Origin of the sequence: Kribbella sp. NPDC026596 (genome assembly GCF_040638415.1) — a bacterium.
Lineage (GTDB): Bacteria > Actinomycetota > Actinomycetes > Propionibacteriales > Kribbellaceae > Kribbella.
The window spans coordinates 23,004-45,900 of sequence record NZ_JBEZYF010000044.1; the positions used below are offsets into that span (position 1 = coordinate 23,004).

20 protein-coding genes and 1 pseudogene are annotated in these 22,897 nt (G+C 67.1%); 12 read left to right on the forward strand and 9 right to left on the reverse strand.

Going from position 1 to position 22,897, the window contains the following annotated elements; all coding sequences use genetic code 11:
- Window positions 1-3: 3 nt before the first annotated feature.
- Both AB0E63_RS30085 and AB0E63_RS30090 read right to left on the reverse strand, forming a co-directional pair.
- Window positions 4-1,443, reverse strand: a complete 1,440-nt coding sequence (locus AB0E63_RS30085) for an ATP-binding protein (protein WP_360373686.1) — start codon at window positions 1,441-1,443, stop codon at window positions 4-6.
- A 62-nt stretch (window positions 1,444-1,505) separates the two neighbouring features.
- Entirely contained in the window at window positions 1,506-4,304 is a 2,799-nt protein-coding gene (locus AB0E63_RS30090) for an AAA family ATPase (protein ID WP_360373689.1), read from the reverse strand.
- A 284-nt stretch (window positions 4,305-4,588) separates the two neighbouring features.
- On the opposite strand from AB0E63_RS30090, the gene AB0E63_RS30095 reads away from it, so the two are divergent.
- From AB0E63_RS30095 to ugpC, 10 genes are all read left to right on the forward strand, one after another.
- Window positions 4,589-5,830, forward strand: coding sequence for an AAA family ATPase (locus AB0E63_RS30095; protein ID WP_360373692.1), 1,242 nt, complete (start codon window positions 4,589-4,591; stop codon window positions 5,828-5,830).
- The gene (locus tag AB0E63_RS30100; RefSeq protein ID WP_360373695.1) at window positions 5,794-7,431 is read left to right on the forward strand and encodes a LuxR C-terminal-related transcriptional regulator; all 1,638 of its coding nucleotides are present in this window, start codon (window positions 5,794-5,796) and stop codon (window positions 7,429-7,431) included. The genes AB0E63_RS30095 and AB0E63_RS30100 overlap by 37 nt, the downstream gene beginning before the upstream one ends.
- A gap of 771 nt (window positions 7,432-8,202) precedes the next feature.
- Window positions 8,203-8,796, forward strand: coding sequence for a hypothetical protein (locus AB0E63_RS30105; protein ID WP_360373697.1), 594 nt, complete (start codon window positions 8,203-8,205; stop codon window positions 8,794-8,796).
- A 44-nt stretch (window positions 8,797-8,840) separates the two neighbouring features.
- Window positions 8,841-9,191: a hypothetical protein gene (locus AB0E63_RS30110; protein ID WP_360373700.1), complete on the forward strand. Its 351-nt coding sequence runs from the start codon at window positions 8,841-8,843 to the stop codon at window positions 9,189-9,191.
- Window positions 9,181-9,624, forward strand: a complete 444-nt coding sequence (locus tag AB0E63_RS30115; RefSeq protein WP_360373807.1) for an N-acetyltransferase — start codon at window positions 9,181-9,183, stop codon at window positions 9,622-9,624. The genes AB0E63_RS30110 and AB0E63_RS30115 overlap by 11 nt, the downstream gene beginning before the upstream one ends.
- 66 nt (window positions 9,625-9,690) lie before the next feature.
- On the forward strand, window positions 9,691-10,398 hold the full coding sequence (locus tag AB0E63_RS30120) for a sigma-70 family RNA polymerase sigma factor (RefSeq protein ID WP_360373703.1): 708 nt from the start codon (window positions 9,691-9,693) through the stop codon (window positions 10,396-10,398).
- Window positions 10,395-11,312, forward strand: a complete 918-nt coding sequence (locus AB0E63_RS30125) for an alpha/beta fold hydrolase (RefSeq protein WP_360373706.1) — start codon at window positions 10,395-10,397, stop codon at window positions 11,310-11,312. Before AB0E63_RS30120 ends, AB0E63_RS30125 begins: the two co-directional genes overlap by 4 nt.
- Window positions 11,312-12,085: an SDR family oxidoreductase gene (locus AB0E63_RS30130; protein WP_360373709.1), complete on the forward strand. Its 774-nt coding sequence runs from the start codon at window positions 11,312-11,314 to the stop codon at window positions 12,083-12,085. The genes AB0E63_RS30125 and AB0E63_RS30130 overlap by 1 nt, the downstream gene beginning before the upstream one ends.
- 42 nt (window positions 12,086-12,127) lie before the next feature.
- Complete coding sequence (locus AB0E63_RS30135; RefSeq protein ID WP_360373712.1) at window positions 12,128-12,424, forward strand: hypothetical protein; 297 nt, start codon at window positions 12,128-12,130, stop codon at window positions 12,422-12,424.
- 171 nt (window positions 12,425-12,595) lie between these two features.
- The gene (gene ugpC / locus AB0E63_RS30140) at window positions 12,596-13,669 is read left to right on the forward strand and encodes a sn-glycerol-3-phosphate ABC transporter ATP-binding protein UgpC (RefSeq protein ID WP_360373715.1); all 1,074 of its coding nucleotides are present in this window, start codon (window positions 12,596-12,598) and stop codon (window positions 13,667-13,669) included.
- 82 nt (window positions 13,670-13,751) lie between these two features.
- Here the strand turns inward: ugpC and AB0E63_RS30145 are convergent, their stop codons facing one another.
- Entirely contained in the window at window positions 13,752-14,234 is a 483-nt protein-coding gene (locus tag AB0E63_RS30145) for a peroxiredoxin family protein (protein WP_360373718.1), read from the reverse strand.
- A 303-nt stretch (window positions 14,235-14,537) separates the two neighbouring features.
- A complete protein-coding gene (locus AB0E63_RS30150) occupies window positions 14,538-15,563 on the reverse strand; it encodes a hypothetical protein (protein WP_360373721.1) in 1,026 nt (341 codons plus the stop codon).
- Between the two features lie 301 nt (window positions 15,564-15,864).
- On the opposite strand from AB0E63_RS30150, the gene AB0E63_RS30155 reads away from it, so the two are divergent.
- Together AB0E63_RS30155 and AB0E63_RS30160 are read left to right on the forward strand one after the other, a co-directional pair.
- On the forward strand, window positions 15,865-17,178 hold the full coding sequence (locus AB0E63_RS30155; RefSeq protein WP_360373724.1) for an FAD-dependent oxidoreductase: 1,314 nt from the start codon (window positions 15,865-15,867) through the stop codon (window positions 17,176-17,178).
- A 21-nt stretch (window positions 17,179-17,199) separates the two neighbouring features.
- Window positions 17,200-18,138, forward strand: a complete 939-nt coding sequence (locus AB0E63_RS30160; protein WP_360373727.1) for a sigma-70 family RNA polymerase sigma factor — start codon at window positions 17,200-17,202, stop codon at window positions 18,136-18,138.
- A 255-nt stretch (window positions 18,139-18,393) separates the two neighbouring features.
- Here the strand turns inward: AB0E63_RS30160 and AB0E63_RS30165 are convergent.
- The 5 genes and pseudogenes from AB0E63_RS30165 to AB0E63_RS30185 all read right to left on the reverse strand — a co-directional run bounded on the left by AB0E63_RS30165 (window position 18,394) and on the right by AB0E63_RS30185 (window position 22,886).
- Window positions 18,394-19,641 (reverse strand): annotated as a pseudogene (locus AB0E63_RS30165) (Na+/H+ antiporter NhaA).
- Window positions 19,641-19,907, reverse strand: coding sequence for a Na+/H+ antiporter NhaA (locus AB0E63_RS30170; protein ID WP_360373730.1), 267 nt, complete (start codon window positions 19,905-19,907; stop codon window positions 19,641-19,643). The pseudogene AB0E63_RS30165 and the gene AB0E63_RS30170 overlap by 1 nt, the downstream one beginning before the upstream one ends.
- Window positions 19,904-20,326, reverse strand: coding sequence for a VOC family protein (locus AB0E63_RS30175; RefSeq protein WP_360373733.1), 423 nt, complete (start codon window positions 20,324-20,326; stop codon window positions 19,904-19,906). Before AB0E63_RS30175 ends, AB0E63_RS30170 begins: the two co-directional genes overlap by 4 nt.
- Window positions 20,326-22,032, reverse strand: coding sequence for an MOSC and FAD-binding oxidoreductase domain-containing protein (locus tag AB0E63_RS30180; protein WP_360373736.1), 1,707 nt, complete (start codon window positions 22,030-22,032; stop codon window positions 20,326-20,328). Before AB0E63_RS30180 ends, AB0E63_RS30175 begins: the two co-directional genes overlap by 1 nt.
- Entirely contained in the window at window positions 22,029-22,886 is an 858-nt protein-coding gene (locus tag AB0E63_RS30185) for a DUF427 domain-containing protein (protein ID WP_360373739.1), read from the reverse strand. The genes AB0E63_RS30180 and AB0E63_RS30185 overlap by 4 nt, the downstream gene beginning before the upstream one ends.
- Between the last annotated feature and the right edge of the window lie 11 nt (window positions 22,887-22,897).

Genomic DNA, 22,897 nt, shown 5'->3' on the forward strand with positions numbered 1-22,897 from the left:
TTGTCAGTTGGGGTCCGGCTCCGAAGGTGCGACCAGCGGTAGGTGGACGAGGAACCGGGTGTTTCCGGGGGAGGAGTTCACGGACAGTGCGCCGTGGTGCTTGTCGACCACGATCCGCCACGAGATGTCCAGGCCGAGCCCTGTCCCGGCACCGACAGGCTTCGTCGTGAAGAACGGTTCGAAGATCCGGTCCTTGATCTCGTCGGGTACTCCCGGTCCGGTGTCACCGATCTCTACCAGCAGTCGGTCGTTGTCGCGCGACGAGCGGACGGTCAGCGTGCCATGGCCCTGCATCGCGTCGACCGCGTTGGCGATCAGATTCGTCCACACTTGGTTGATCTCTGCCGCGTACACCGGAATCGCGGGGAGGTCGCGGTCGAAGTCTGTGACCACCGTGACTCCGTCGCCGATCTTGTGGGTGAGCATCACCAGCGTGCTGTCCAGCAACTGGTGCACGTCGATGTCTTGGTACGGCGTACGGTCCAGCTGCGAGTACTGCTGGGCGGCCGTCACGAGGGTGTAGATCCGGGTCGTGGAGTCGTCGATCTCGTTCATCGAAGACTCCAGGTCGATCGTGTGGTGGAGCCAGTCCAGGACGCTTCCAAGGGTCGCTGCGTCGCCGACCATGTGGGCAATGGTGTCCAGCCAGTCCGCATCCAAATCCGCCTGCACGAACGTCGGAGCCATTCGCCAGCCGTCGGCGATGCCGTGGGTCTCGAACCAGTCGGTCAGCTCGTCCTCGCGGTCGGCTACCTCCAGCGGAGTCAACGTCGCGGCCTGCGGCAAGCGGTGAAGTGCCTCCTCCTGGATGGTCGCCAGCGAAGCCCAGGTGGCGCCGTCGAGGTCACTCAAGGCCCTGCCCGCGAGTGATCGGCGGAGGCCGGCCAGCCGCTCCCGCACGGCGGCCGTGGCGCGCATCGCCGCCGCGGTCGGGTTGTTCAGCTCGTGCATCAAGCCGGCCGACAGGGACCCCAGGGCCAGCAACCGCTCGCGCTGACTGATCGCCCGCTGCGTGTTCTTCATGCCCAGAAACAGGCCTTCGAGCAAGTGCAGCGGCATCGGGAACCATTCCCGCATGACCGCGGCGAACTTGTCGGCGGCAAGGACGTACATTCGTGACGGCCGGGTCGTGCGCAGAGTATTGTCCAGTGTCTGACTCACCCCGTCGCCGAAGAACGACCGCCAGGCGCCGGCATACGCGCCAACCTGGCTCGTCCTGTTGATCTCGACGTCCTCGTCTCCGGCCCGGCGTGAGATCGCCAGCTCACCCTCGAGCAGTACGTAGAAGCTGGTCGCGAGATCGTCCTCGCGGTAGATGTAGCCGGGCTCGAACTGTTCGACATACCCGTTGCGGCACAACCAGTCCAGCTGGGCGTCGTCGAGCTTCTCGAACAAGAACAACGTCCGGAGTTCGGTCTTCTGACACGGCAAGCGTTCGGGCACACGGTCATGGTCGGGGTCGGGTAGACCGGTCGCGTCCAGGAATCTACCGGTGCCGGCCCCGGTCAAGTGCCGTGGCTCGGCCGAAGGACGAGCTCGAGTTGCTTGCGGGAGGTGACGCCGAGCTTCGTGTAGACCTTGCGGAGGTGGTACTGGACGGTGTGTGGGCTGATGAAGAGGCGGCCGGCAATCTCGGGATTCGAGAGGCCGTCGCGGGCCATTCGGGCGATCTGGGCTTCCTGGGCGGTGAGGTCGTCGTACCTGCTGGCGTCGACGCGTTTGCTGGCCGCGCCGCCGGCGGCACGCAGTTCGTGGGCGGTGCGCTCGGTGAACGCCGTCAGGCCCATGGTTCCGAACATGGTGTGGGCGGTGCGGAGCTGTTCGCGGGCTTGGTTGTGGCGTCGCTCGCGGCGAAGCCATTCGCCGTACAGGAGGTGAGCCCTGGCCAGGTCCACCCGCAGCATGGTCCGGTCCAGCCGCTCGATCGATTCGCGGAACAAGTTCTCGGCCACGTCGTCGTTGCTCAGCAACGCCCGGCAGCGGGCCTGCAGCCCCAAGGCCCAATCCGTTCCACTCGCGGCGGTCATCTCGGCGAGGCGGTTATAGGCGTCGACAGCCGCATCGTGGTCCTCACTGCGTACCGCGGCTTCGACGAGCTCCACCAGCGGCCAGATCAGGGATCCGAGGTCAGCGAGGTACTCGGTGGCTCGCTGCGCAGCGCACATTGCGTCGCTATACCGGCGGAGGCTGTTGTACAGCAGGGCTCTCGCCCATTCGGCGAACGTGATCCCGACCCCCTCGCCGCGTTGCGTCACGCCAGGCACGATCGCGCCGTGCAACTCGGCCATCCGGTCCTCGCCGCCACGGAAGGCTGCCAACCCCAGTGCGATGTACGGCGCCAGCGCGGTTCCCGCCGACTCCTTGATGGCCTGTTCCTCGTCGGCCATCGCTTCCGCGGCATCGAGCTTGCCTTGGAAAAGCAGCAGGTAGGCGCGCGACGTCAGGGCCAACGGCAGCTCGCTGAGCGCACCAGCCTCCCGGGCGAGCTTGAGATGCCGGGCCGACAGCACGTCCCATCGTTCGTCGTCCCAGACGCGCAGCGCGCTCGTACAGGCGAGCCACAGCCACCGGAGTTCCTCCTCGGCCGGCTTCGATGCGTCGACCTGGCGTAATGCCTCGCGCAACGTCGGCAAGGACGCCGCGTAGCCGTCGTTGAGATTGGCCGCTGTGCCGGCGAGCAGAAGATCGGGCACACGGGGCGCGGCCGCAGGCGGTGCGGTACCGGCTGCCTGCGCAACTGCCACTACGTCGCCGCCGGGGGTGGCCAGACGGCCGGCGAAGATCGCGGCTGAGAGTGCGTCGAGGTAGGTAGTTCGGGAGAGTTGAGGGTCGATGTGCTGGAGGTGTTTCGCGGCACGTAGGAGCAGGGGTGGCGCGTCCTTGCCGCGGTTGGTGACGAACGCGAGGTGGGCGCGGATGAGATCGGTGTGGGCGCGTTGGTGGTCGGTGAGAGGACCTGCCTCGGCCATGGTCAGCAGGTCGTAGGCAGCGTCGTAGGAGCCTGCTTGAAGCTGGGTTTCGGCGGCCGATAGAGCGCGGGTGGCGCGGTGTCCGGGGTCGAGGGTGAGAGTGGCGGCGCGCAGCAGGAAGGCGGCCGCCGCCGGGAGTCCGCCGCGGGCGCGGGCGCGGCCGGCGGAGCGTTCGAGTTCGGCGGCGATGTGTTCGTCGGGGCCGGCGGCTGCTTGGGCCTGGTGCCAGGCGCGCCGATCTGGGTCGACGTGGGGATCGGTGGCCTGGGCCAGGGCGTCGTGGACCTGCTGGCGTTGGTGCAACGTGGCGGAGTGGTAGATGCCTGAGCGGGCCAGGGGATGGCGGAACCGAACTCGGGCGCCGAGTTCGAGCAGACCTGTTTCGACCGCGGGGTTTGCGGCCGAGGAGTCAATGCCGAGCGTGGTGGCCGCGCGCCAGACCAGCGCGGAATCTCCTGAGGGGTCAGCGGCTGCGACCAGCAGCAACTGGCCGGCCGATTCGTCGAGAGCGGCGGCGCGGCGGGCGAAGCTTTCTTCGATCCGTCCCGACAGTGGCCCGCCCGCGGGCAGTCCGAACCCTCCGGCCAGTTGGGCAGCGGTGAACTCCCGTGGCAGCTCCAGCAACGCCAATGGATTGCCCCGGGTCTCGGCGACCAACTGGTCACGCACCGCGGCATCGACCGGACCGGTCAGCACGCTGTCCAGCAGCGCACCGGCATCGGCCACCGGCAACCCGCTGACCTGCAGCTCAGGCAGACCCGCGAGCTCCTCACCCAGCGATCGTGTCGCCACAACCAGAGCCACTGACTCCGTGTCCAACCGCCTCGCGACGAACGCGATGACCTGTGCCGAGGCGCCGTCGAGCCACTGATAGTCATCGACCAGGCACAACAGCGGCTGATCCTCCGCGGTCACCGAGAGCAAGCTCAGTGTTGCCAAACCAACCAGGAACCGGTCCGGCGGTGGCCCCGACTCGAGGCCGAACGCCGTACGCAATGCTCCGGCCTGTGGCTCAGGGAGGTCGTCGAGCCGCTCGAGCAACGGAGCGCACAGCTGGTGCAGTCCCGCGAACGGCAACTCCATCTCCGACTGGACTCCACCGCTGCGGACCAGTCGGTACCCCAGCGCCTGTACAGCCAGGTACTCGATCAAGGCGGTTTTGCCGACGCCGGGCTCTCCGTGCACCACCAACGCCTGGCTGTTACCCGAACGCACAGTCGCGATCAACCGATCGAGGAAGGAGCACTCCGCCCGCCGCCCGACCAGCTCTGCTGCGCGCCGCCATCTCGACAGATCAGCGGGCAGTCGCATTCCGGCGCCGTACCTGTCAGCCATTGGAACCTGACCTGTCTGCCTGCTCGTTGCCAGTTGCCGGCGTGACCGTCGCCGTAGTCATCTCCCAACTCCTCGAAACCCTGCGACAGTAACCTGACTTCGACCCCGATCTAACCCCTGAACGCCGATTTGGTGGTCTCGTTCGCCAGCCGTAAGGGCGGTGGGATTTACCGGACATGTGGCAAGGCTGCTGGACGGCCTTCTCGGGGCGCATCACCCGAATGAGCGATCTTGACGTCGCACGGATGCCAAAATTGCGGGTACTCGAGAAGGGGAGCGGGCAGGTGAAAGAGAACGGCCGTGGCGTCGGCGAGCTTGCGCCTGCGATCCGTTTGCGGGGACGCAAGGCGGAGATCGAGGTCCTGCACGAACGGCTCGACGCCGTGCGCGCGGGTGCGGGCGACACCGTCGTCGTCACCGGACTTGCCGGGATGGGAAAGACGGTTCTGCTGGATTCGGTGGTGGAGGCCGCCGGTACCGGGGTCACGGTGTTCCGGAGTGTTTGCGACATCGCCGGGCACGCGATTCCACTCGCACCGCTGCTTCAGGCTCTGGTGCACGGCCCCGGTGCTCCGGTGGACCCAGCCGTGCTGCGCGAACTCTCGCAGTCTCCGGACCAGAGGTTCTGGTTGCTGCGCGAACTCCAGGAAGCGATCGAACGTGTCGCGCTCGAAACTCCGGTGCTGATCTCGATCGATGATGTCCAGTGGGCCGACGAGGCGACGCTCGCCGCGCTGGCCGCGCTCACCCGCCAGCTGGCCAGTTACCCGGTGCTGTGGGTGCTGTGCGCGCGGTCGGAGGATCTGTCCGGAGCGGCTCACACGATGCTGTCCAGGCTTGAGGCCGCCGGGGCCCTGACGATCGCCCTCGGGCCGTTGAGCGATGCCGCGGTGATCGAGCTTGCGACGGATCTGCTCGGCGGGACTCCTGACGACGGGCTACTGCAGGTCCTCGAGAGGGTCCAGGGTCACCCGTTCCTGCTGACCGAGCTGTCGCGTGGACTGCGGGAGGAGGGTCTCGTCGAAGTGGTCGGCGGGCACGTTCGGCGTACTGGTACGCAGATACCGCTGCGATTCGTCGATTCGATCGGCGAGCAGTTGGCTCGGCTGTCGCGCAGCACACGCGACGCGGTGCAGATGGCGTCGGTTCGGGGTCGTCGGTTCTCGGCTGCCGAGCTCGCGACGCTCACCGGACGGTCGCCGGCGGCGGTCTTCGCTGCGCTGCGCCAGGCACTGGCCTCCGGCTTCGTGACCGAAGACGGTGACAGGGTCGCCTTTCGTCACGACCTCGTCCGCGAGGCGGTCGAGGCCGCCTTGCCCGCGACGGTTCGTCAGAGCCTGCGCCGTCAGGCCGTCGACGTGATGCTGGGACACGGGGCCTCGCCTGCGGATGTCGCGGAACTGGTGCTGAAGTCAGCGACGCCCGGCGACACCGAGGCGACCGCGATTCTGCGTAGAGCGGCCATCGAGACGGGAAAGGTGTCGCCGCTGTGGCCGGTAGGCTCAGCGGACGTGCGCTGGAGCTGACGCCGCCCGGGGACCCGGACCGCGCCGCGCTGACCGCGGAGACTCTCACCTACTTCGTGTTCGCCGGCAAAGCCGCCGAGGCAATGCGGTTGATCACGGCCGGCGCCCGCGACCTGACCGAGCCCGAGATCGAGGCCGAGGCCAGGCTGCGGATCGCGATCCTGCTGACCCAGTACGGGCTGGCCGACAGTGTCGAGCAGTGTCGCCGGGCGTTGGAGCTGCCCCGTTTGCCAGTGACGCTGCGGATTCATCTGCAGATCAATCTGGCGCTGGCGCTCGACCTCCTCGGTGACATCGCGGGAGCCGAGGAGGCCACCGCGGTCGCCACCGAGCTAGCCAGAGCAAGCGGCGATCCGGCGAGCGAGGTGATCACCCTGTTCCCGCGCTCCGCGCTGCTGCTCACGCGAGGCGCCTGGCGGCAGGCTCTCGATCTTCTCGACGAAGCGGCAGCCCGGCAGAGTGACGACCAGGTTGCCGTGGCTGTGAAGATCTGGCACCTGGACAACTGGATCGCCATCATGTACATCCGGCTGTCCCGTCTCCAGGAGTCGTTCGCGCTGATCGACGCCGGGATGCGCGACGCTCAGCGGGAGGGCGTGGAGTCCCACCTCCGGAACTGGTCGATGATCCGCTGCCGCGCGATGTACGCCGCCGGGCAGTTGGCCGATGCTCGTTCCGACGCCGAGGCCGCCATCGAGATGGCGGACGAGATCACGGCCGACGGGAGCTCCGGAAACCTCAACCAGCTGTGTCTCTATATCCTGGGACGAGTCGCGCTGCATGCCGGTGACCCGGCCGAACTCGTGCACGCGCGCCAGTCGGCGAGGCAGCTCCTGGAAGCACGAGGCTGCCCGTCCGCGCAGTGGCTCGGCGGTTGGTTGATGGCCCTGGTGGCCGACGCGGACGGCGATCTTCAGCAGATCGCGCCTATCGGAGTCGAGATGCTCGACCCATTGGCCGGCGGCGCGCTCAGCACGAGCAGCCCGCGAATGTACGCCGATGTCGCGATTCTGACGCGCATCCTGCTGGCGGCCGACAGGCGCGTCGATGCTGTGTCGGTCGTCGCCAACCTCGAGCGGTTCGCCGCCCGGCAGCCGGACTTCCCGTTTCTCGACTGCGCTGTCATGCATGCCCGTGCGGTGCTGGACTCCGACGCGGACACCGCGCTCCTAGCTGTTGCCAGGAGCAACGGTGATCCCCGCTCCCTGGTGGTCGCTTCGGTGCTGGAGGACGCCGGGCGGCTGCTTCCGGAGTCTCGTACGCCGGAAGCGGTGCCGCTGCTGGAGTCCTCACTCGAGTTGTATACCGCCGCGGGGGCCCAGCGGGACGCCTCGCGGGTGCGCAGTCTGCTGCGCATCCGGGGAGTCCGACCGGCTGCCCGCGGCCGCCGTTCGGCACCGCAATGGCAGGAGCTGACCGAGTCCGAGTTCGCGGTGGTGAGCCTGGTCGCCCGAGGAGCAACGAACCGTGAGGTCGCCGAGCGACTCTTCCTGTCGCCGTACACAGTCAACTCCCACCTGCGGCACGTGTTCGGCAAGCTGCGGATCCGGTCGCGCGTCGAGCTGGCGCGCATCGCGACCGAACGCGGCATCTCCATCTGATTCGCTGGTGATGGCCACGAAGGCCGTTGAAGTGGCGGATCGGTCGTGTTTCGGGACTCGCGTGGTCCGCGGTGTTCGTCGTGTCCCAGATCCGGTCGACGGACTCGCGGAACCCGGTCCGCAGGGCCGCCGGGATGCCTAGCAGGTCGCTGATCACGGCGATCAAGGATCAGGGGATTTCGGATGAGCCGATCACCGTGGTGAAGAACTGCCCCGCGAGCGCTCGAACGGTGCCTGTAAGTGGGCCGTAACTCGTTGCTCGTCGACCGGTGTGGCGCCTCGGGTATTCCCTGACGCGAGGACCGCGGTGAGCCTGATCCGCTGGTCGGAGACCTGATCGCAAGGCTGAGTGTGCTCGGAAAGAACTTGGGCGTTCGCGGACACGAACCTCTCGACGATGAACCCGCACTCGAAGGGAGGCGGCGTCGGGAAGGTCATCGGGCCTCCGCCGCCGACGACGAATTGGCTGACTGCAGAAACGTTGCGCGCTATGGAAGCCTGGCCCTGGACGGCTATCTGCCACCTGAGGACGTGCTCGAAGTAGCCCAGCACCTTCAACGATGCCGCGACTGCGCAGCCCACGTCGGCCAACTGGCGACGACCGCTGCCGTGCTCGGTGTCCGGACCGTAACGCAAGAGACCGAACGGGCAGGTGCCGCGGCGGGTCGGCGGGAGGGCACGGGCACCGACCAATCATCGGCATTCGGAAGAAGCCAGCGGACTCTCGCGGCCCTCGCGCGCGCAGCAGACCCGGAGCACGCCGAAGACCTGGTGCAAGAGACCTGGGAGCACTTCCTCAGCGCGGCACCCGAGGATGTTCCTGGCCGGGACAAACTTGTCACATACCTGCTGCAGCGGATCGCCGACCACCAGCAACAGGATGATGTCGACGCCGGCGCGTGGGCCGACAGCCTGGCGCGTCATCACACGCACAACGCAGCCGATCTCGCGGAGTCCGACCTTCCGCCCGATCCGGGTGGTTACGGGTCCCTCCGGGAGCTGGCCGAGCTCGACGCGCTCGACCCGGACGCAGATCGTGCGGAACTCCTGCTCCCCGACCTCTACGGCGACGGTCCTGACCGAGGCGAGTGGCCGAGCCCGCCGAGTGCGTGGCCTACGATCACCAGGCTCCTGGGTCCGGAAGCCGAGGTGGAAACCTCTGAGTTGTACGCCGTCGTGGACGCAGCCCTCGACGCACTGCCCCAGGATCTGGGCGACGCGTTGTACCTGGTCGACATCGAAGGCCATTCGCTCCAGACGGCCGGCGGGTTGCTCGATCGCGAACCCGCTCAGCTTCAACGAGACCTCGCTCGAGCACGCCTGCACGTCCGCGAGTACGTGAACGGTTATCTCGCCGGGCGGTGAGGGAGCGCGTCGAGCACCGAACGGACAAGACACAGGAGGACGGCATGGACCTCGAACGGGCCAGAGAATTGATCGTGGCGGAGCGCGAGCGGATCAGCGAGTTGCTCAGGAGCACTGCCGTCGCACGCATGGACGACAACGTGGCCGAGCAGGAGGCCGGCGACGGCGACACCGATGGTGCACAGCCTCTGGAGCACGAGGAGGTCGATCTAGCCGTCCAGTCGGCCTTACTGGAACGGCTGGACGCGCTGTCGCGGGCTGAGAAGAGGCTGGACGAAGGTACGTACCGCATGTCGATCGAAAGCGGTGTCTTCATTCCTGACGAGCGCCTCGAGATCGATCCGGCCGCCGAGCTGACCGTGGCAGAAGCAGAGCGCCGTGACCATGACCACTGACAACGCGCCCAGGGACTCGGTCAACGTGCTGATCAACTCGATCTCTTCTCAGTTCGAGGCGGTCGCGGGCGGAGAAACTATCGGGATACTTGCCTATGCTCGGTCAGGTCGGCACTTCGACCTTCGGTACACCTTCGTGCTGCCTTCGCGGCGCAGCAGAGGTGTTGCAGGTGCGCTGCTGGCTGCTGCTCTCGACGCCATCCGTAGTGCGGACGGCACCGTGACGCCATCGTGCGGGTTCGTTAGCGCGTTCATTCGCGCGCACGCCGAGTACGAGGACCTCATCCTCTATGCCTCTCCGTCCAGGAGCGGTGCATTGCCCGTCCGCGTGCGTCATCCGTGCAGGAGCTTCGTCGGCGGCCCCTGGGGTGATCTACGGGTCGAACCGCGTAGATCTGGGGAGGCCGACCGGGGTATCGCCGGAGGCGAATAGAAGAGAGCCCGCTGCATGGTGGAGAAGTGGGCCTGCAAGGGCCCAGCTCATCAGGAAGGGCTCGACATGGCACTCGCACAGCAGGAAGTGAACGCAGCGGCCATCGCCGCAGAGAACGCTCTGTGGGTGAGTGCGTTGACGGCCGGCACGGCAGAGCGGGACGCGGGCGTCGAGAGGCTCTATCCGATTCTGGTCAAGTTCGGATACGCGGAGGCGCGCAGGCATGGAGCACGCCTGCAGCTGGAAGGTCCCGAACTGGACGACATCGCGCACCAGGCTGCGGCTGACGCGACCATGACGATCTGTCGAAAGGTGGACACCTTCCGGGGCGACTGCCGCTTCACGACGTGGGCGTACAGGTTCGTCGCGCGCGCGGTGTCCTCGAAGATCAACCGGCACTTCTGGCAACGCTGCGCAGTCAGCGTCGACCCGGACAAATGGGCCCGGCTACCGGACGGCGGACTGGTCCCCGAGGAACAGGCAGAGGCACACGACCTGCTTCGCGCAGTGCGGAGAGCCTGTACCGGCAGGCTCACCGAGCGGCAGCGGACGGTCTTCGAGGCAGTCGCCGTTCAGGGGACGCCGATGAGCCACGCGGCCGGGCAGCTCGGCTGCACGCAGAACGCTCTGTACAAGGCGATGTTCGACGCCCGGCGGAAGTTGCGGAAGGCCCTCATCGAGGGCGGACATCTTGAGATATCGGGTCGGCGTAGGTCGTGCCCCGTGGAGGCCGGCCGGCGACCGTCCAAGGAGAGCGAGGAGAACCCGAAATGACATCTGTCCATCACCGATACGCGGACGTCGACGGACGAAAACTGTTCTACCGGGAGGCCGGCTCCCGGGACGCACCTGCCGTCGTTCTCCTGCACGGGTTCCCGAGCAGCTCGTTCATGTTTCGCAATCTGATTCCGGTGCTCGGCGAGCATTATCGAGTCATTGCGCCGGATCACCTCGGGTTCGGTTTGTCGGATGCTCCTCCGGCAGCGGAGTTCGACTACACGTTCGATGCGCTCGCCGATCTGACGTCCGGTCTGCTGCGTGAGTTGGGCGTCGAGCATTACACGCTCTACGTGCAGGATTATGGAGCGCCGATCGGCTGGCGCCTGGCCTTGCGTGCTCCGGATGCGATCACGGGAATCATCACGCAGAACGGAAACGGTTACGACGCCGGCTTCGTGGAAGGGTTCTGGCGGACGGTCTGGAACTACCAGCGAGAGCAGACGGCGGACACCGAGGCGGCCATCAGGCAGGCGTTGACTCTCGAGGTTACGCGCTGGCAGTACCTGACTGGTGTGGCCGATGAAACGCTCGTGAGCCCGGACACCTGGCATCACGACTACAACCTCCTCGCGAGGCCCGGCAACGACGAGATTCAGCTGGCCTTGTTCCGCGACTACTCGACAAACGCGCCCATGTACCCACGCCTGCACGAGTATCTGCGCTCGAGCGGCGTCCCGGTGCTGGCCGTCTGGGGCCGTGGCGACGAGATCTTCGGCCCGGCCGGCGCTGAGGCCTTCGCACACGACGCCGTCGACGCCGAGATCCACCTGCTCGACGGTGGGCATTTCCTACTCGAGAGCGCCGGAGCCGAAGTGGCCGCAATGATCCACGACTTTCTCGGCCGCAGAGTCGCTCTGCCTATGTCGGCCGTCCCTGGACACCAGATGAAACGGAACGGAGAACGCTGATGACGCACAACTTCGAGGGGCGCAAGCTCATCGCCATCGGAGGAAGTAGCGGGATGGGGCGGCAGACCGCCATCGATGTCGTGCGGTGCGGCGGTTCAGCCGTCATCGTCGGCCGGAACAAGGAACACGTCGACGAGACCGTGATGGCGCTGTCCGCTGACGGCAGCGCATGGGGCATCGCGGCCGATCTGACGGACCGTGATCAGGTCGCCGCGCTTCAGCACCAGTTGGCTACCGACCACTCCGACGCGACCCTGCTTGTCAACGCCGCCGGTGTCTTCGTGCCGAAGCCGTTCCTCGACCACGAAGGCACCGACTACGACTCCTATCTCGAGCTGACCCGAGCCATCTTCTTCCTGACACAAACAGTGGCGCGAGGGATGGTGGCAGCCGGCCGTGGCGGCGCGATCGTCAACATAGGGAGCATGTGGGCTCACCAGGCCATCGCGGCGACTCCTTCCAGTGCCTACTCCATGGGCAAGGCGGCGCTGCACGCACTGACCCACAACTTGGCTCTCGAGCTCGGTGCCCAGCAGATCCGTGTCAACGCCGTCGCGCCGGCAGTGGTCGCGACGCCCATCTACCAGGCATTCGTCCCACCGGAACAGATCGAGGCAACGATCGAGAGCTTCAACGGCTTCCACCCGTTGGGCCGCGTCGGCTCGGCCGAGGATGTCGCATCGGCCATCACCTATCTGCTCTCGGACGACGCCAGCTGGGTAACGGGCACGATCCTGAATGTCGACGGCGGTGTGATGGCCGGCCGCAATTAGAACATCTGTGCCGGTAGGTGAAGTGAATTGTTGGAGGGCTGGATGACGCACTCGATCGATTGGACTCCGGTGACGCGTGCCGACGTGATCATCGCGATGGAGGACTACCGGCGGCTGGGGGCCGACGGCTTCTTCGCGGCGCACGGCTTCGGTCCGACGACGACGTACGACCTGGTGTGGGAGGAGCTCCGGTACCCGCCGAAGGCGATTCTCGGTGCCGCGTACGAGCACGCCACCGGGACCAAGCTCGCCCCGGTGGACTTCGAGGGCGGAAAGACCGGTGCGGTCAGAGTCCTGGGCAAGCTGGGGTTCGTGGTCGAGCAAAGGAGGGGCCGATGAGCGACTCGTGGAAGTCAGACGACCGCGGCAACCGGTTCGACGGGCGTTACGAGAGATAGCAGTTCGTACCCGACGGACAGGCCGGGGCGGGTGGTCTGACGGCCGGTCCGCCGGGGCCTTTGCTACGGATCGTCCGGCACGTTCCTGCCGGCGAAGGAAAGGAAGCGCGACATGGCAACTGTCTCGTTCAAGGGAGCTACCCGGGTCTACCCGGGCACCGACCTCGCGGCGGTGGACAAGCTCGACCTGGATATCTCCGACGGCGAGTTCATGGTGCTCGTCGGGCCGTCCGGGTCCGGGAAGTCGACGGCGCTGCGGATGCTGGCCGGGCTCGAAGAGGTGAACGAGGGCGCGATCTTCATCGGCGACCGGGACGTCACGAACGCCCCGCCGAAGGAGCGCGATATCGCGATGGTGTTCCAGAACTATGCGCTGTACCCGCACATGTCGGTGGCCGACAACATGGGCTTCGCCCTGAAGATGCAGGGCATCCACAAGGACGACCGCGCCAAGCGAGTGCTGGAAGCCGCGAAGCTGCTCGGTCTGGAGGAGTACCTGGACCGTAAGCCGAAGGCCCTGTCCGGTGGTCAGCGCCAGCGCGTCGCGATGGGTCGCGCGATCGTGCGTGACCCGCAGGTCTTCTTGATGGACGAGCCGCTGTCGAACCTCGACGCCAAGCTGCGGGTCCAGACCCGCACCCAGATCGCCGAGCTGCAGCACCGGCTCGGTGTCACCACCGTCTACGTCACCCACGACCAGATCGAGGCGATGACGATGGGCGACCGGGTCGCCGTCCTTCGCGATGGCGTGTTGCAGCAGGTCGACACCCCGCTGAACCTGTACGACCGGCCGCGGAACAAGTTCGTGGCCGGCTTCATCGGATCGCCCGCGATGAACCTGATCGAGGCCGAGATCGTGGAAGGCGGTGCGAAGGTCGGCGACTACGTGGTCCCGATCGCGCGCGACGTACTGGCCAAGGCCGGTGACGACAAGACGCTGACGCTCGGCGTGCGTCCGGAGGCGCTGCACCTCGCGGACGACGGTCTGCCGGTGAAGGTGTCGGTGATCGAGGAGCTGGGGTCGGACGCGTTCCTGTACGGGACCGCCGAGCACACCAGTGACCAGATCATCGCCCGGGTCGGCACCCGGCTGCACAACGACAAGGGCACGGTCGTCCATCTGGCGCCGGACCCCGACAAGCTGCACCTCTTCTCCACCTCCACCGAGGAGCGGCTGAACGGCTGAACGGCAACGGAACGTCGACGGACAGCTTCGCCGCGGCCTGTTCGAGATGGTGTGTCCCGAACGGGCCGCGGCGGTTCGCCGGTCAGTGGCCGGCGGGCTCGCGGAGATAGCGAACGAGGCCGACGACGTCGTCGGGTACCAGGCGGCCGATTGCTCCACTGGAGTAGACGCTCACGATCACCTCGCCGTCGGGATCCAGGACGAAGCCTGTGGACTGCAGGTAGGCCGGATCCGAGTTCACGAAGGCTCCGGTGAGCTCGGCCACTGCTCCGGCATCAGCCCCGAAGCCCACCGGGAAGGTGAGCTTGTGCCTGGCGATCAGCTCGGCGGTTGTGGCCTCGTCGTCGACCGACAGCGCCGCCACCCCGACGCCGAGCTCCTCCAGCGTGCTACTTGCGCGCTGGAACCCGCGCAACTGGGCGTTGCAGTACGGGCACCAGGAACCACGGTAGAACAGCATCACGCCGAAGCCGCCGGCGAAGACCTCTGGGACGGTCACCTTGTCGCCGCCGGGAACCGGGAACGAGAGGTCAGGAAAGGGATCGCCTGGTTGCAGTAGAGACATGTGTGGGGTTCTCCTCGTGTTGATCGTGGCCGCGTCAGCGGGCCCGGTCTGGAGTCTCCCGTTCATCGATCGGCGGACGCGTCCGTCAGAACCCCAGGTGCAACCCCTGGCTGTCCCCGTGAGGGACTGCATTTGCCCCCGGCGTACTGCCGCGCCTCCAGAGTGCAGGTGAGCTGAGAGCCAGAAGGCCCGGTCCGCGAGGAACAGCGTCAGACCGAACCGTCCCGGTTCGTCTTCGAACATGTTCCGGCCGGCAGCGTGTAGGTCAGCGGGGTAGGCGACGGGTGGGCAGGCGATGAGCTGTCATGCTGCGACTGCTTCGTTTGAGGGTGACCTGAGTTCCGGGGTACTGCGGGCGCGAAGACCGCCGATCAGGCACAGCCCTGCGCCGAGCGCGACCCAGACGGCCAGCACGGTGACGGCTTGGGCGATGCCACGGCCTTCGAAGAAGGCGGTGGAACGCAGCAGCCGGCCGCCGGCGCCCGGAGGCATGAGTTGCCCGAGTACGCCGGACCAACCTGGCAGCATCTCGGGTGCAGTCGATGTACCTGAGAGCGGATTGCCGACGAGCATCATCACGACGGCACCGATGCCGATTCCGGCGAACCCGAGCAGCGATTCCAGGCCGAGGATGGTCAGGGACGTCGCTGCGATGGTGTAGGCGACAGCGCCGGTGTTGGCCAGATAGTCCGCGCTCGGCGACCCGAACCAGAACTGCAGAATCGCTGCCACAGCGAGACCACCGCAGACCGAGTAGCCGAGTGCTCCGGTGATGCGACGGCCGCTGCCGCGAACAAGTCTGGTCAGCAGTACTGCGCCCAGCAGACTGCCCATCACCAATGGCATCGCGCCTGCGGAAAGGCCGGCACCGCGAGGGTCGTCTGCCGGCAGCGCGGCGATGTCACGCACACCGGACGGTGCCGCGGGCTTCCCCGCCTGAGCCAGGCCGGCCGCCATGCTCTGCAGGGTCTGGGCGACGGCCGTGCTGCCGGCGGAGGCAACGATCACTTGCGGGATGCCGGCGCTGAGATCGATCGCGCCGTACACCTCCCGATCGCGGATGAGTTGCTCCGCCGCCGCCGTGTCGGTGACCTCGGTGATGTCGAAACCACCTGGTACACGCTGGTCCAGTGCGGCACGAACTTGCCCGACCGCACTCGTCGGCCCGGCTACAGCGATCGGCACATCGTGAAGCGAAGACCGTGCCGATGGCCAGGCGAACGCGATCAGCAACATGCCGGTGATCGCCGTGAGAAGGACTACTGCGCCGGCCACCTTCGGCCATGGTGACGGACGCGAAGTGACGGCGAGCGGTGCCCTCGGGGTCATGTCTGCTCCTCGATCTGAGTGGTCCTGAACCGCGCTCACCGCGGTGTGTGCGGGTTTGGGAGTCGATATAGGTCAGCTTCAGCGGGTTGCGGACGTAGTAGAGGCCGGTGATCCGGGTGTCCCCGACATGCACCGCGACGTCGAACTCCGCGTCGACGTACAGAGCCGTCGCCGGCCCGCCGTCGATGGCGACAACGGGGATCTCCCCGACCATGGCGTTTGTGTCCCTCCGAGCGACCTCGAACACCAGACGCCACAGCCCTGCGAGTCCTGACAGCATGTGGCGCAGGTCACGCGGTCGGTGCTGTGGCTCAGGCCACACCTTGTTCCTGTCAGCAATCGGAGCGCTGTCCCGCTCAACCCCACAAGAGCAACCGAACCGTCAGGAGCACCACATGAAGCACCGAATCGTGGTCCTCGGCGCCGGCTACGCAGGAGCCTTCGTGGCCGGACGCTGGCCCGTCGGCTGTCCCGGGCCGACACCGAGATCACCGTCGTCAACGCTGTGCCGGACTTCGTCCAGCGGCTGCGGCTCCACCAGCTCGCGGCCGGGCAGAAGATCGAGAATCCGCAGCTCACCGAGGTCTTCGCCGGCACCGAGATCCAGCTACGGCTGGCCCGCGTCACCGCCGTCGACGCCGAGCGCCAGGTTGCCATCGTCGCCGACGCCGACGGTGGCGGCGAGCTCGGATACGACACGCTGGTCTACGCGCTCGGCAGCCACGGCGACAACAGCGGCCTTCCCGGCGCCGCGGAGCACGCCTTCGACATCGCCAGCCGCCCCTCCGCGTTACGCCTGCGCGAGCGCCTGGACAAGCTGGACGAGCGAACCGGAGGTGGGAGCGTCCTGGTCATCGGCGACGGGCTGACCGGCATCGAGAGCGCCACCGAGATCGCCGAGTCCCGACCCGGACTGTCGGTGACACTGATCGCCCGCGGCGAACTCGGCGCCAGGCTCTCGACCGGTGCGCGCAAGCACCTGCGCCGGGTCTGTGACCGGCTCGAGGTCGCCGTGCTCCAACACACCAGCGTGGAAGCCGTCGAGCCCGAACGAGTGCTCTGCGCCGACGGAACCGTCGTGGCCTCCGACGCGACCGTCTGGACGGCCGGGTTCGCGGTCGATCCGATCGCCGCCGAGGCCGGAGTAGACGCTACCGACGACGGCCGGATCGTCGTCGATCGCACCATGCAATCGGTGTCACACCCAGGTATCTACGCGATCGGCGACGCCGCCTACGCCATCGGCGACAACGGACGACCGCTGCCGATGTCCTGCGCATCAGCCGGCTACACCGGAACGCAGGCGATCGAAGCGATCGTCGCCCGACTCATCGGCCGCGATGTACGCCAGACCAAGCTGCTGTACTACGGCAACCACATCAGTCTCGGCCGGCGCGACGGAATCGTGCAGATGGTCGACGACGAAGGAGCGGCGAAGCCGAAGCACACCGGCGGCCGTAACGCCGCGATCATCAAGTCCGGCATCGTCAAGGCGTCGCTGTGGGCCACCTCGCATCCGACCTTCTGCATGCCCAAGCGCAAGCACCGGGTCACCGCCGCGCCGCGCACGCCGACCGCCGTACGCAGGCCGGATACACCGGCTGAGATCGCCTGACCGCCACTAGAGTCACCGTTCATGGACAGCATCGCCATCGATCGGTTCGAGGCCAGCCGGAACCGGCTGGCCTCGTTGGCCTATCGTCTACTCGGTTCGGCGGTCGATGCCGAAGACGCGGTACAGGACGCGTTCCTGCACTGGCAGGCGACCGATCGGGAACTGGTCAAGGTGCCGGAAGCGTGGCTGACCAAGGTCGTCACCAACCTGTGCCTCGACCGGCTTCGCTCGGCGCAGCACCGCCGCGAACGTACCGCTGGCAACTGGCTGCCCGAACCGCTCCTCGACGGCGACCCGATGCTCGGCCCGGCCGACACCTTCGAGCAGCGCGAGTCGGTCTCGCTGGCCGTGCTGACCTTGCTGGAACGCCTGACACCCGTCGAACGAGCCGTCTACGTCCTCCGCGAAGCCTTCTCCTACAGCCACGCCGAGGTAGCCGGGATCCTCGAAATCACCGAGTCCGCCAGCCAGCAGCACCTCCACCGCGCCCGGCACCGCATCACCAGCGCACCTCACCGCGGCCGACAAGTCAATCGCGCATCTGCCCGCAGCATCGTCGAGGAATTCCTCGCCGCCGCCTCCTCAGGACGCACTGAGCGCCTGGTGGCACTTCTCACCGACAACGCCACGGCAATATCCGACGGCGCCGGCCTGACCGAGACCCTACTGCAGTACGACACACCACAGCGCATTGCAGCGATCGTCCGCGGCGGATTCAAACCCACCCCTGCAAAACGCCGCTTCGCCGGCGGTACACCTGCGATCCACTACGCAGAGGTCAACGGCGGGCCCGCGATCCTCTTCGTGGTCGACCAGCAAATCGTCGGGGCCGTGACGTTCGACATCACCAACGGAAAGATCGCCACAGTGCGCGGCATCGCCGCACCCGAGAGGCTGACCCGTCTCACCACCACCTGGCGCCGGCACGAACCGGAGATCCCACTCGTCGCCGAGTGGTGACAGCGAAAGCCACTTGAGTTGGACCGACGGTCCCGAACTCCACCACTCGACCCACGCCAGCAAACCCGGCACGCTACCCATATGCCGCCGAACTCCGGGCCGTTGGAGTTGCGGCCGAAATCGGCGGCGTCCAGCATCGCCGTTTCGGTGCGGTGAGCGCCGTGCTCCAAACGATCACTCTCGTCTTGCGAGTCAGTGAATGCGAGGCACCTCTCACCGCGACATGTCGGGACCGGCCGGGACAGTTCAGTTGCGCTAGGCAATGGCCGTCGCGATCGCCAACCGGATCGCTGCCGTCAAGGTCGGGAGATCCTGCGGTCCGTCGTGACGCTGGTTGTTGATGAAGAACGTCGGAGTGCCCGCGACGCCGCCCGCGTCGGCCGGGCCACGGATGTGGTCGCGGGCCGGGTCGACCGGCGAAGCGAGATCGCTGAGCTGACGGCCGGTGCCGAGCAGCGCACGCGTCCTCGCGCGGGCCGGCAGCAACGCGATCACTCGATAGAAGACCAGGGTGATCGCGGCCGCGCTGAGAGCAGCCGCGAGTACGCCGAGCTTCGCCTCGGCCAGCGTCGTCTCGGTGAAGGCGAGGTCGACGATCAGCAGCGAGACCGTGAACGGCACGCCGGCGATCGTCCCGCTGCCGACGACACCCGCCCAGCCGACCGGCGGCCGGACTGAGCCATGGCTGGTCCGAGTGAGCAGCCACGAGGCCGCCGCGACCGCAACCGGCGTCCCGACCACGAACGCCAGGAAGATGCCGGCCATGACTGGCGTTACCTTGAAGAGCGCCGGGTCGAGGGTGATCCCGGCATTCGCCAACGCGAACAGAGGAACGATCGCGTAGCTGGTGGCCCGATGGTAGGTGTGCTGCAGGCGTGCGTTCGCCGACAGTGTCCCGGTCAGCCCTCGGGTCGCCGCCTGTGCGAGCTCCGGCGTCGGCTGCTCCCGGAACACCCGGACCAGCGCGGTTGCCTCCTCCAGCGCATAGCGCCGAGGCACGTACGGCGAAGTCGCCAGCCCGACCGCGAGTCCGGCGACCACCGGATCGATGCCACTGGCAAGCAACCCGCACCAGAGGATCACCGCGAGCGCAACGAACACCGGTCGGCGATCGGGTGTGGCGGAACCTGCTGCTGGCCAGAAGTCCGGCGTACGACGCGAGCGCGACAAGCAGCCCGGTCAGGCGCACCTGGCGGTGTACGCGAACGCGATGACCACCAGCGCGACGACATCGTCGACAATGAACACCGTGAGGAGGAAGGTCCGGATCCGATCCGGGACTTGTTTGCCGGCCACTGCGAGCACACCCAGTGCCAGACCAGTGTCGGTCGACATCGCGGCGCCCCAGCCGTGCACTCCGATCCCGGAGTGGTTGAACGATCAGTACCGACAGCCGGCGAGTCCGGTCGCGACGGGCAGGATCAGACGGTGCCGTTCTCTGAGTTCGCCCAGGTCGAACTCGCGGCGTGCCGCGAGCCCGACGACCAGGAAGAAGGATGTCATCAGCGCGTTGTTGACCCAGGTGCGTAGGTCCAGGTCGCCGACGCCCGGCCGATCCGGATCGGCAGTTCCTTTGCCCAGAAGGCGTCGTACCCCGTGCACATGAGGTTTGCCCAGACCAGCGCGAGCGTGATGGCGGCGACGAGGACGGACGCGCTGGCGGCCTCGGTGCGCAGGAACGCCCGCAGTGGGCTCGTGGCCGGACCGGTCATCGACATGCCGGGCGGGTTCAACCCGCGCGCGGGCCGGACTGCTGGCGACTCGCTCATTGCTGCCGGACTTCCTGCAGGGTCCAGGTGTTCCCGTCCGGGTCGGCCAGTTCGGCCATACTCGCGTAGGAACGACGGCCGGGATCGATGCCGGGCGCGAGGTCGCCGGCCCAGGTGTCGATCGGTGTCTTGTGCCGGATGTCGCCGACCTTGATGCCGCGGGCAACCAACTCTGCGTGCGCGGCTTCGAGGTCCGCGACGACGAGGTAGTTGGCCCGCGCGGACCCCGGTTCGGCATCGGTCAACCCGTCACCGAACTGGATCGAGCAGGCCGATCCGGGCGGAGTGACCTGGACGACGCGGAATCCGTCCCGCGGGTGGTAGTCGACGTCGAGCGTGAACCCCAGTGACGTATAGAAGGCCAACGCGGCGTCGACATCGCGGACGGGCAGAGTGACGACTTCGAGTTTGTAATCCATCACATGTCCAGGACCAGTTCGGTGGTTGGGCGGGCGCAGCAGGTCAGCGTCTGGCCGTCGGCCGGCAGCTCTACCGGGGCGGGCGAGTACATGACCTCGCCGGACAGCAGTGGCGTCACGCAGGTGTGGCAGATGCCGGTACGGCAGCTCCAGCGGGTCGGGACGTCGCAGGACTCGGCTAGGTCGAGCAGACTGCCGTCACCACTCGCTGTGGAGAGGCCGCTGCGGGCAAATGTCACCAGTGGACCGTTGCCAGGCGAGGCAGGTTGGTGCGGTGGACGGGCGGTCTGGCCGGTGATGCCGGGGTTGGTCGACGGCAACGCGCCGAACAGCTCGGTGTGGATCCGGTTCACGCCCACAGCGGTCAGTGCCTCGCGCATGTCGGTCATGAACGGCATCGGGCCGCAGAGGTACGCCGTCGCATCGAGGGGGAGCGCCAAGTCGACGAGTTTGTCCTTGGTGAGCCGCCCACCGGATGAGCTGTAGTAGACGTGCTCATGCACGTGCGGCAACTCCTCCAGCAATCCGTGCACCTCCCCGACCAACACATAGTCCGAAGCCTGGCGAGCGGCGTGGATCCACCAGACCTCGCGAGTACTGCGCTGTTCCGCAAGCGCATGCAGCATCGACAGCACTGGAGTGATCCCGATCCCGGCAGAAACGAGGAGGACCGGACCAGGATCGTCTTCGAGCACAAACTCACCACGTGGCGCCGCTACCTCCAGTACGGCGCCCGCCGTCAACCGACTGGTCAGATAGCCGCTCGCGACCCCGTTTGGCTCGTGCTTGACGCTGATCCGGTAGCTGCCGGTACCGGGTGCGGAGGACAGCGAGTAGCTGCGCACCGGGGCCGGTTGACCGGCATCCGGCAGCCGGAACGTCAGGTACTGCCCAGGACGAGCAGGAGGCAAATCCTGACCGTCCGCGGCGGCCAAGCGGATCGACGAGACGGTCGCGTTCTCCGCGACCACATCGGTCACGCGCAGCGGACGAAAGCCGTCCCAAGCGGGCGGCGTCGCCACCGACGCCCCAGCCGCCGAGAAACTGCCCGCGCCATTCTCGGCCTCGAGCAGCTCGCGGAACGAGCCCTGCCAGCCGGGGCTCAGCGCCGGGATCTGTAGTGCACGACGAACCGAGTCGAGGTCGCGATCCGGCAGATAGAGCAGGGCGTCGGTGTCGGCGACGCTCAGCGCGCCAGGACCGGTCGAGGTCCTGACGATCGTGTCACCGGCTTCGATCTGACCTTCCGTGATGACCCGGCAGTAGAACCCGGGCCGATGATGGCTGACCAGCAGCGCCGGCAGCTCCGGCTCACCCATCCGCAGGCCGACCCGGTAGCAGGTCACCCGTGGTTGTGTCACCTCGAACTCGGCCGCGCCGATCCGGTACCGGTCCCCGATGCACACCTCGTCGTCCGGCAACCCGTCCACGGTCAGGTTCTCGCCGAACTGCCCGTATACGAAGTCGGCCCGACCGAAGTGCTTCGACCAGTAGCGGTACGAGTCGAGCTGATAGACCAGCACCGCCCGTTGCTCACCACCGTGCCCGGCGGTGTCGCCCTGCCCATCGCCGTCGAGGTTCAGCCTCCGGGCCATCACCGGTCCGCTGACGGGCTCCTTCCAGACGCCGGTGTAGACGGTTTTGTCGTTCCAGGCGACGCCGATCGGCAGGCCGACGTTCACCGATAGCACTGTGGCGTTGTTCATCCAGACAGCTCCTCGACGGTCAGATCACGGTCGATGCCGTGTGAGATCACACTCTGACCAGGTTCCAGCCGCAGCCGCCGTCCGTCGAGCTCCACGTCGATTTTGTCCGGCTCGAACGAGACCATGCCCGAGATCCGCCGAACCTCGGTCCAAGCGTCCTCGTAGCCCCACGCGGCACCGCGAGCGTCGCCGATGTCGTAGTAGCTGCACAGTCCCTTGTAGGGACAGAACGTCTGCCCTTCGACTGGAGTCAGCGCGTCCTCAGCCACGTCCTCGCGCGGCACATACCAGCGTGGGGCGAACCCGGACTCGAACAGCGCCAGCGGTCGAATGGAGTCCGCGACCACATGATCGCCCGACCGGACGACAAGGTGACGGCTGGTCTGCCGGATGTCGATCCGGTGGTAGGCGTCGGCGGCGTGACCGACGATCCGCTCGTCCTCCTCGTAAAACGCGTCCATCGCCCGCCACGCGAACGCTACCCGCTCGTTCAGCTCGCCCGCATAGTCCGGCAGCTCAGTGTGCTGCCACGCCGCGCGGTCCTTGCTGCTGCCGCCCGCGGTCAGCGTGTACCAGGTCGTCGTCCCCAGATCGCGGTGTCGCGTCGTGCGTTCCGCCGCTTCGAGTACGTCGGCCACCACGTCACCGAGGGGGAAGTACGCGACCGGATACCTCGCCGGCTCATGCAGCAGTACGACGTCCTCACTGTCGGCGATCCACAGGTCGCCGAACCGGACCCGCATCCGCCGGCGCAGCGGCTCAGCGAACAGCAGCCGCTCGGGCAGCTGGTCGGGAACCAGGAAGCGACCGATCGCACCGGTCGCGAGTGGGCCCTGTTGCCACGAAAGTCCCATCACACAACTCC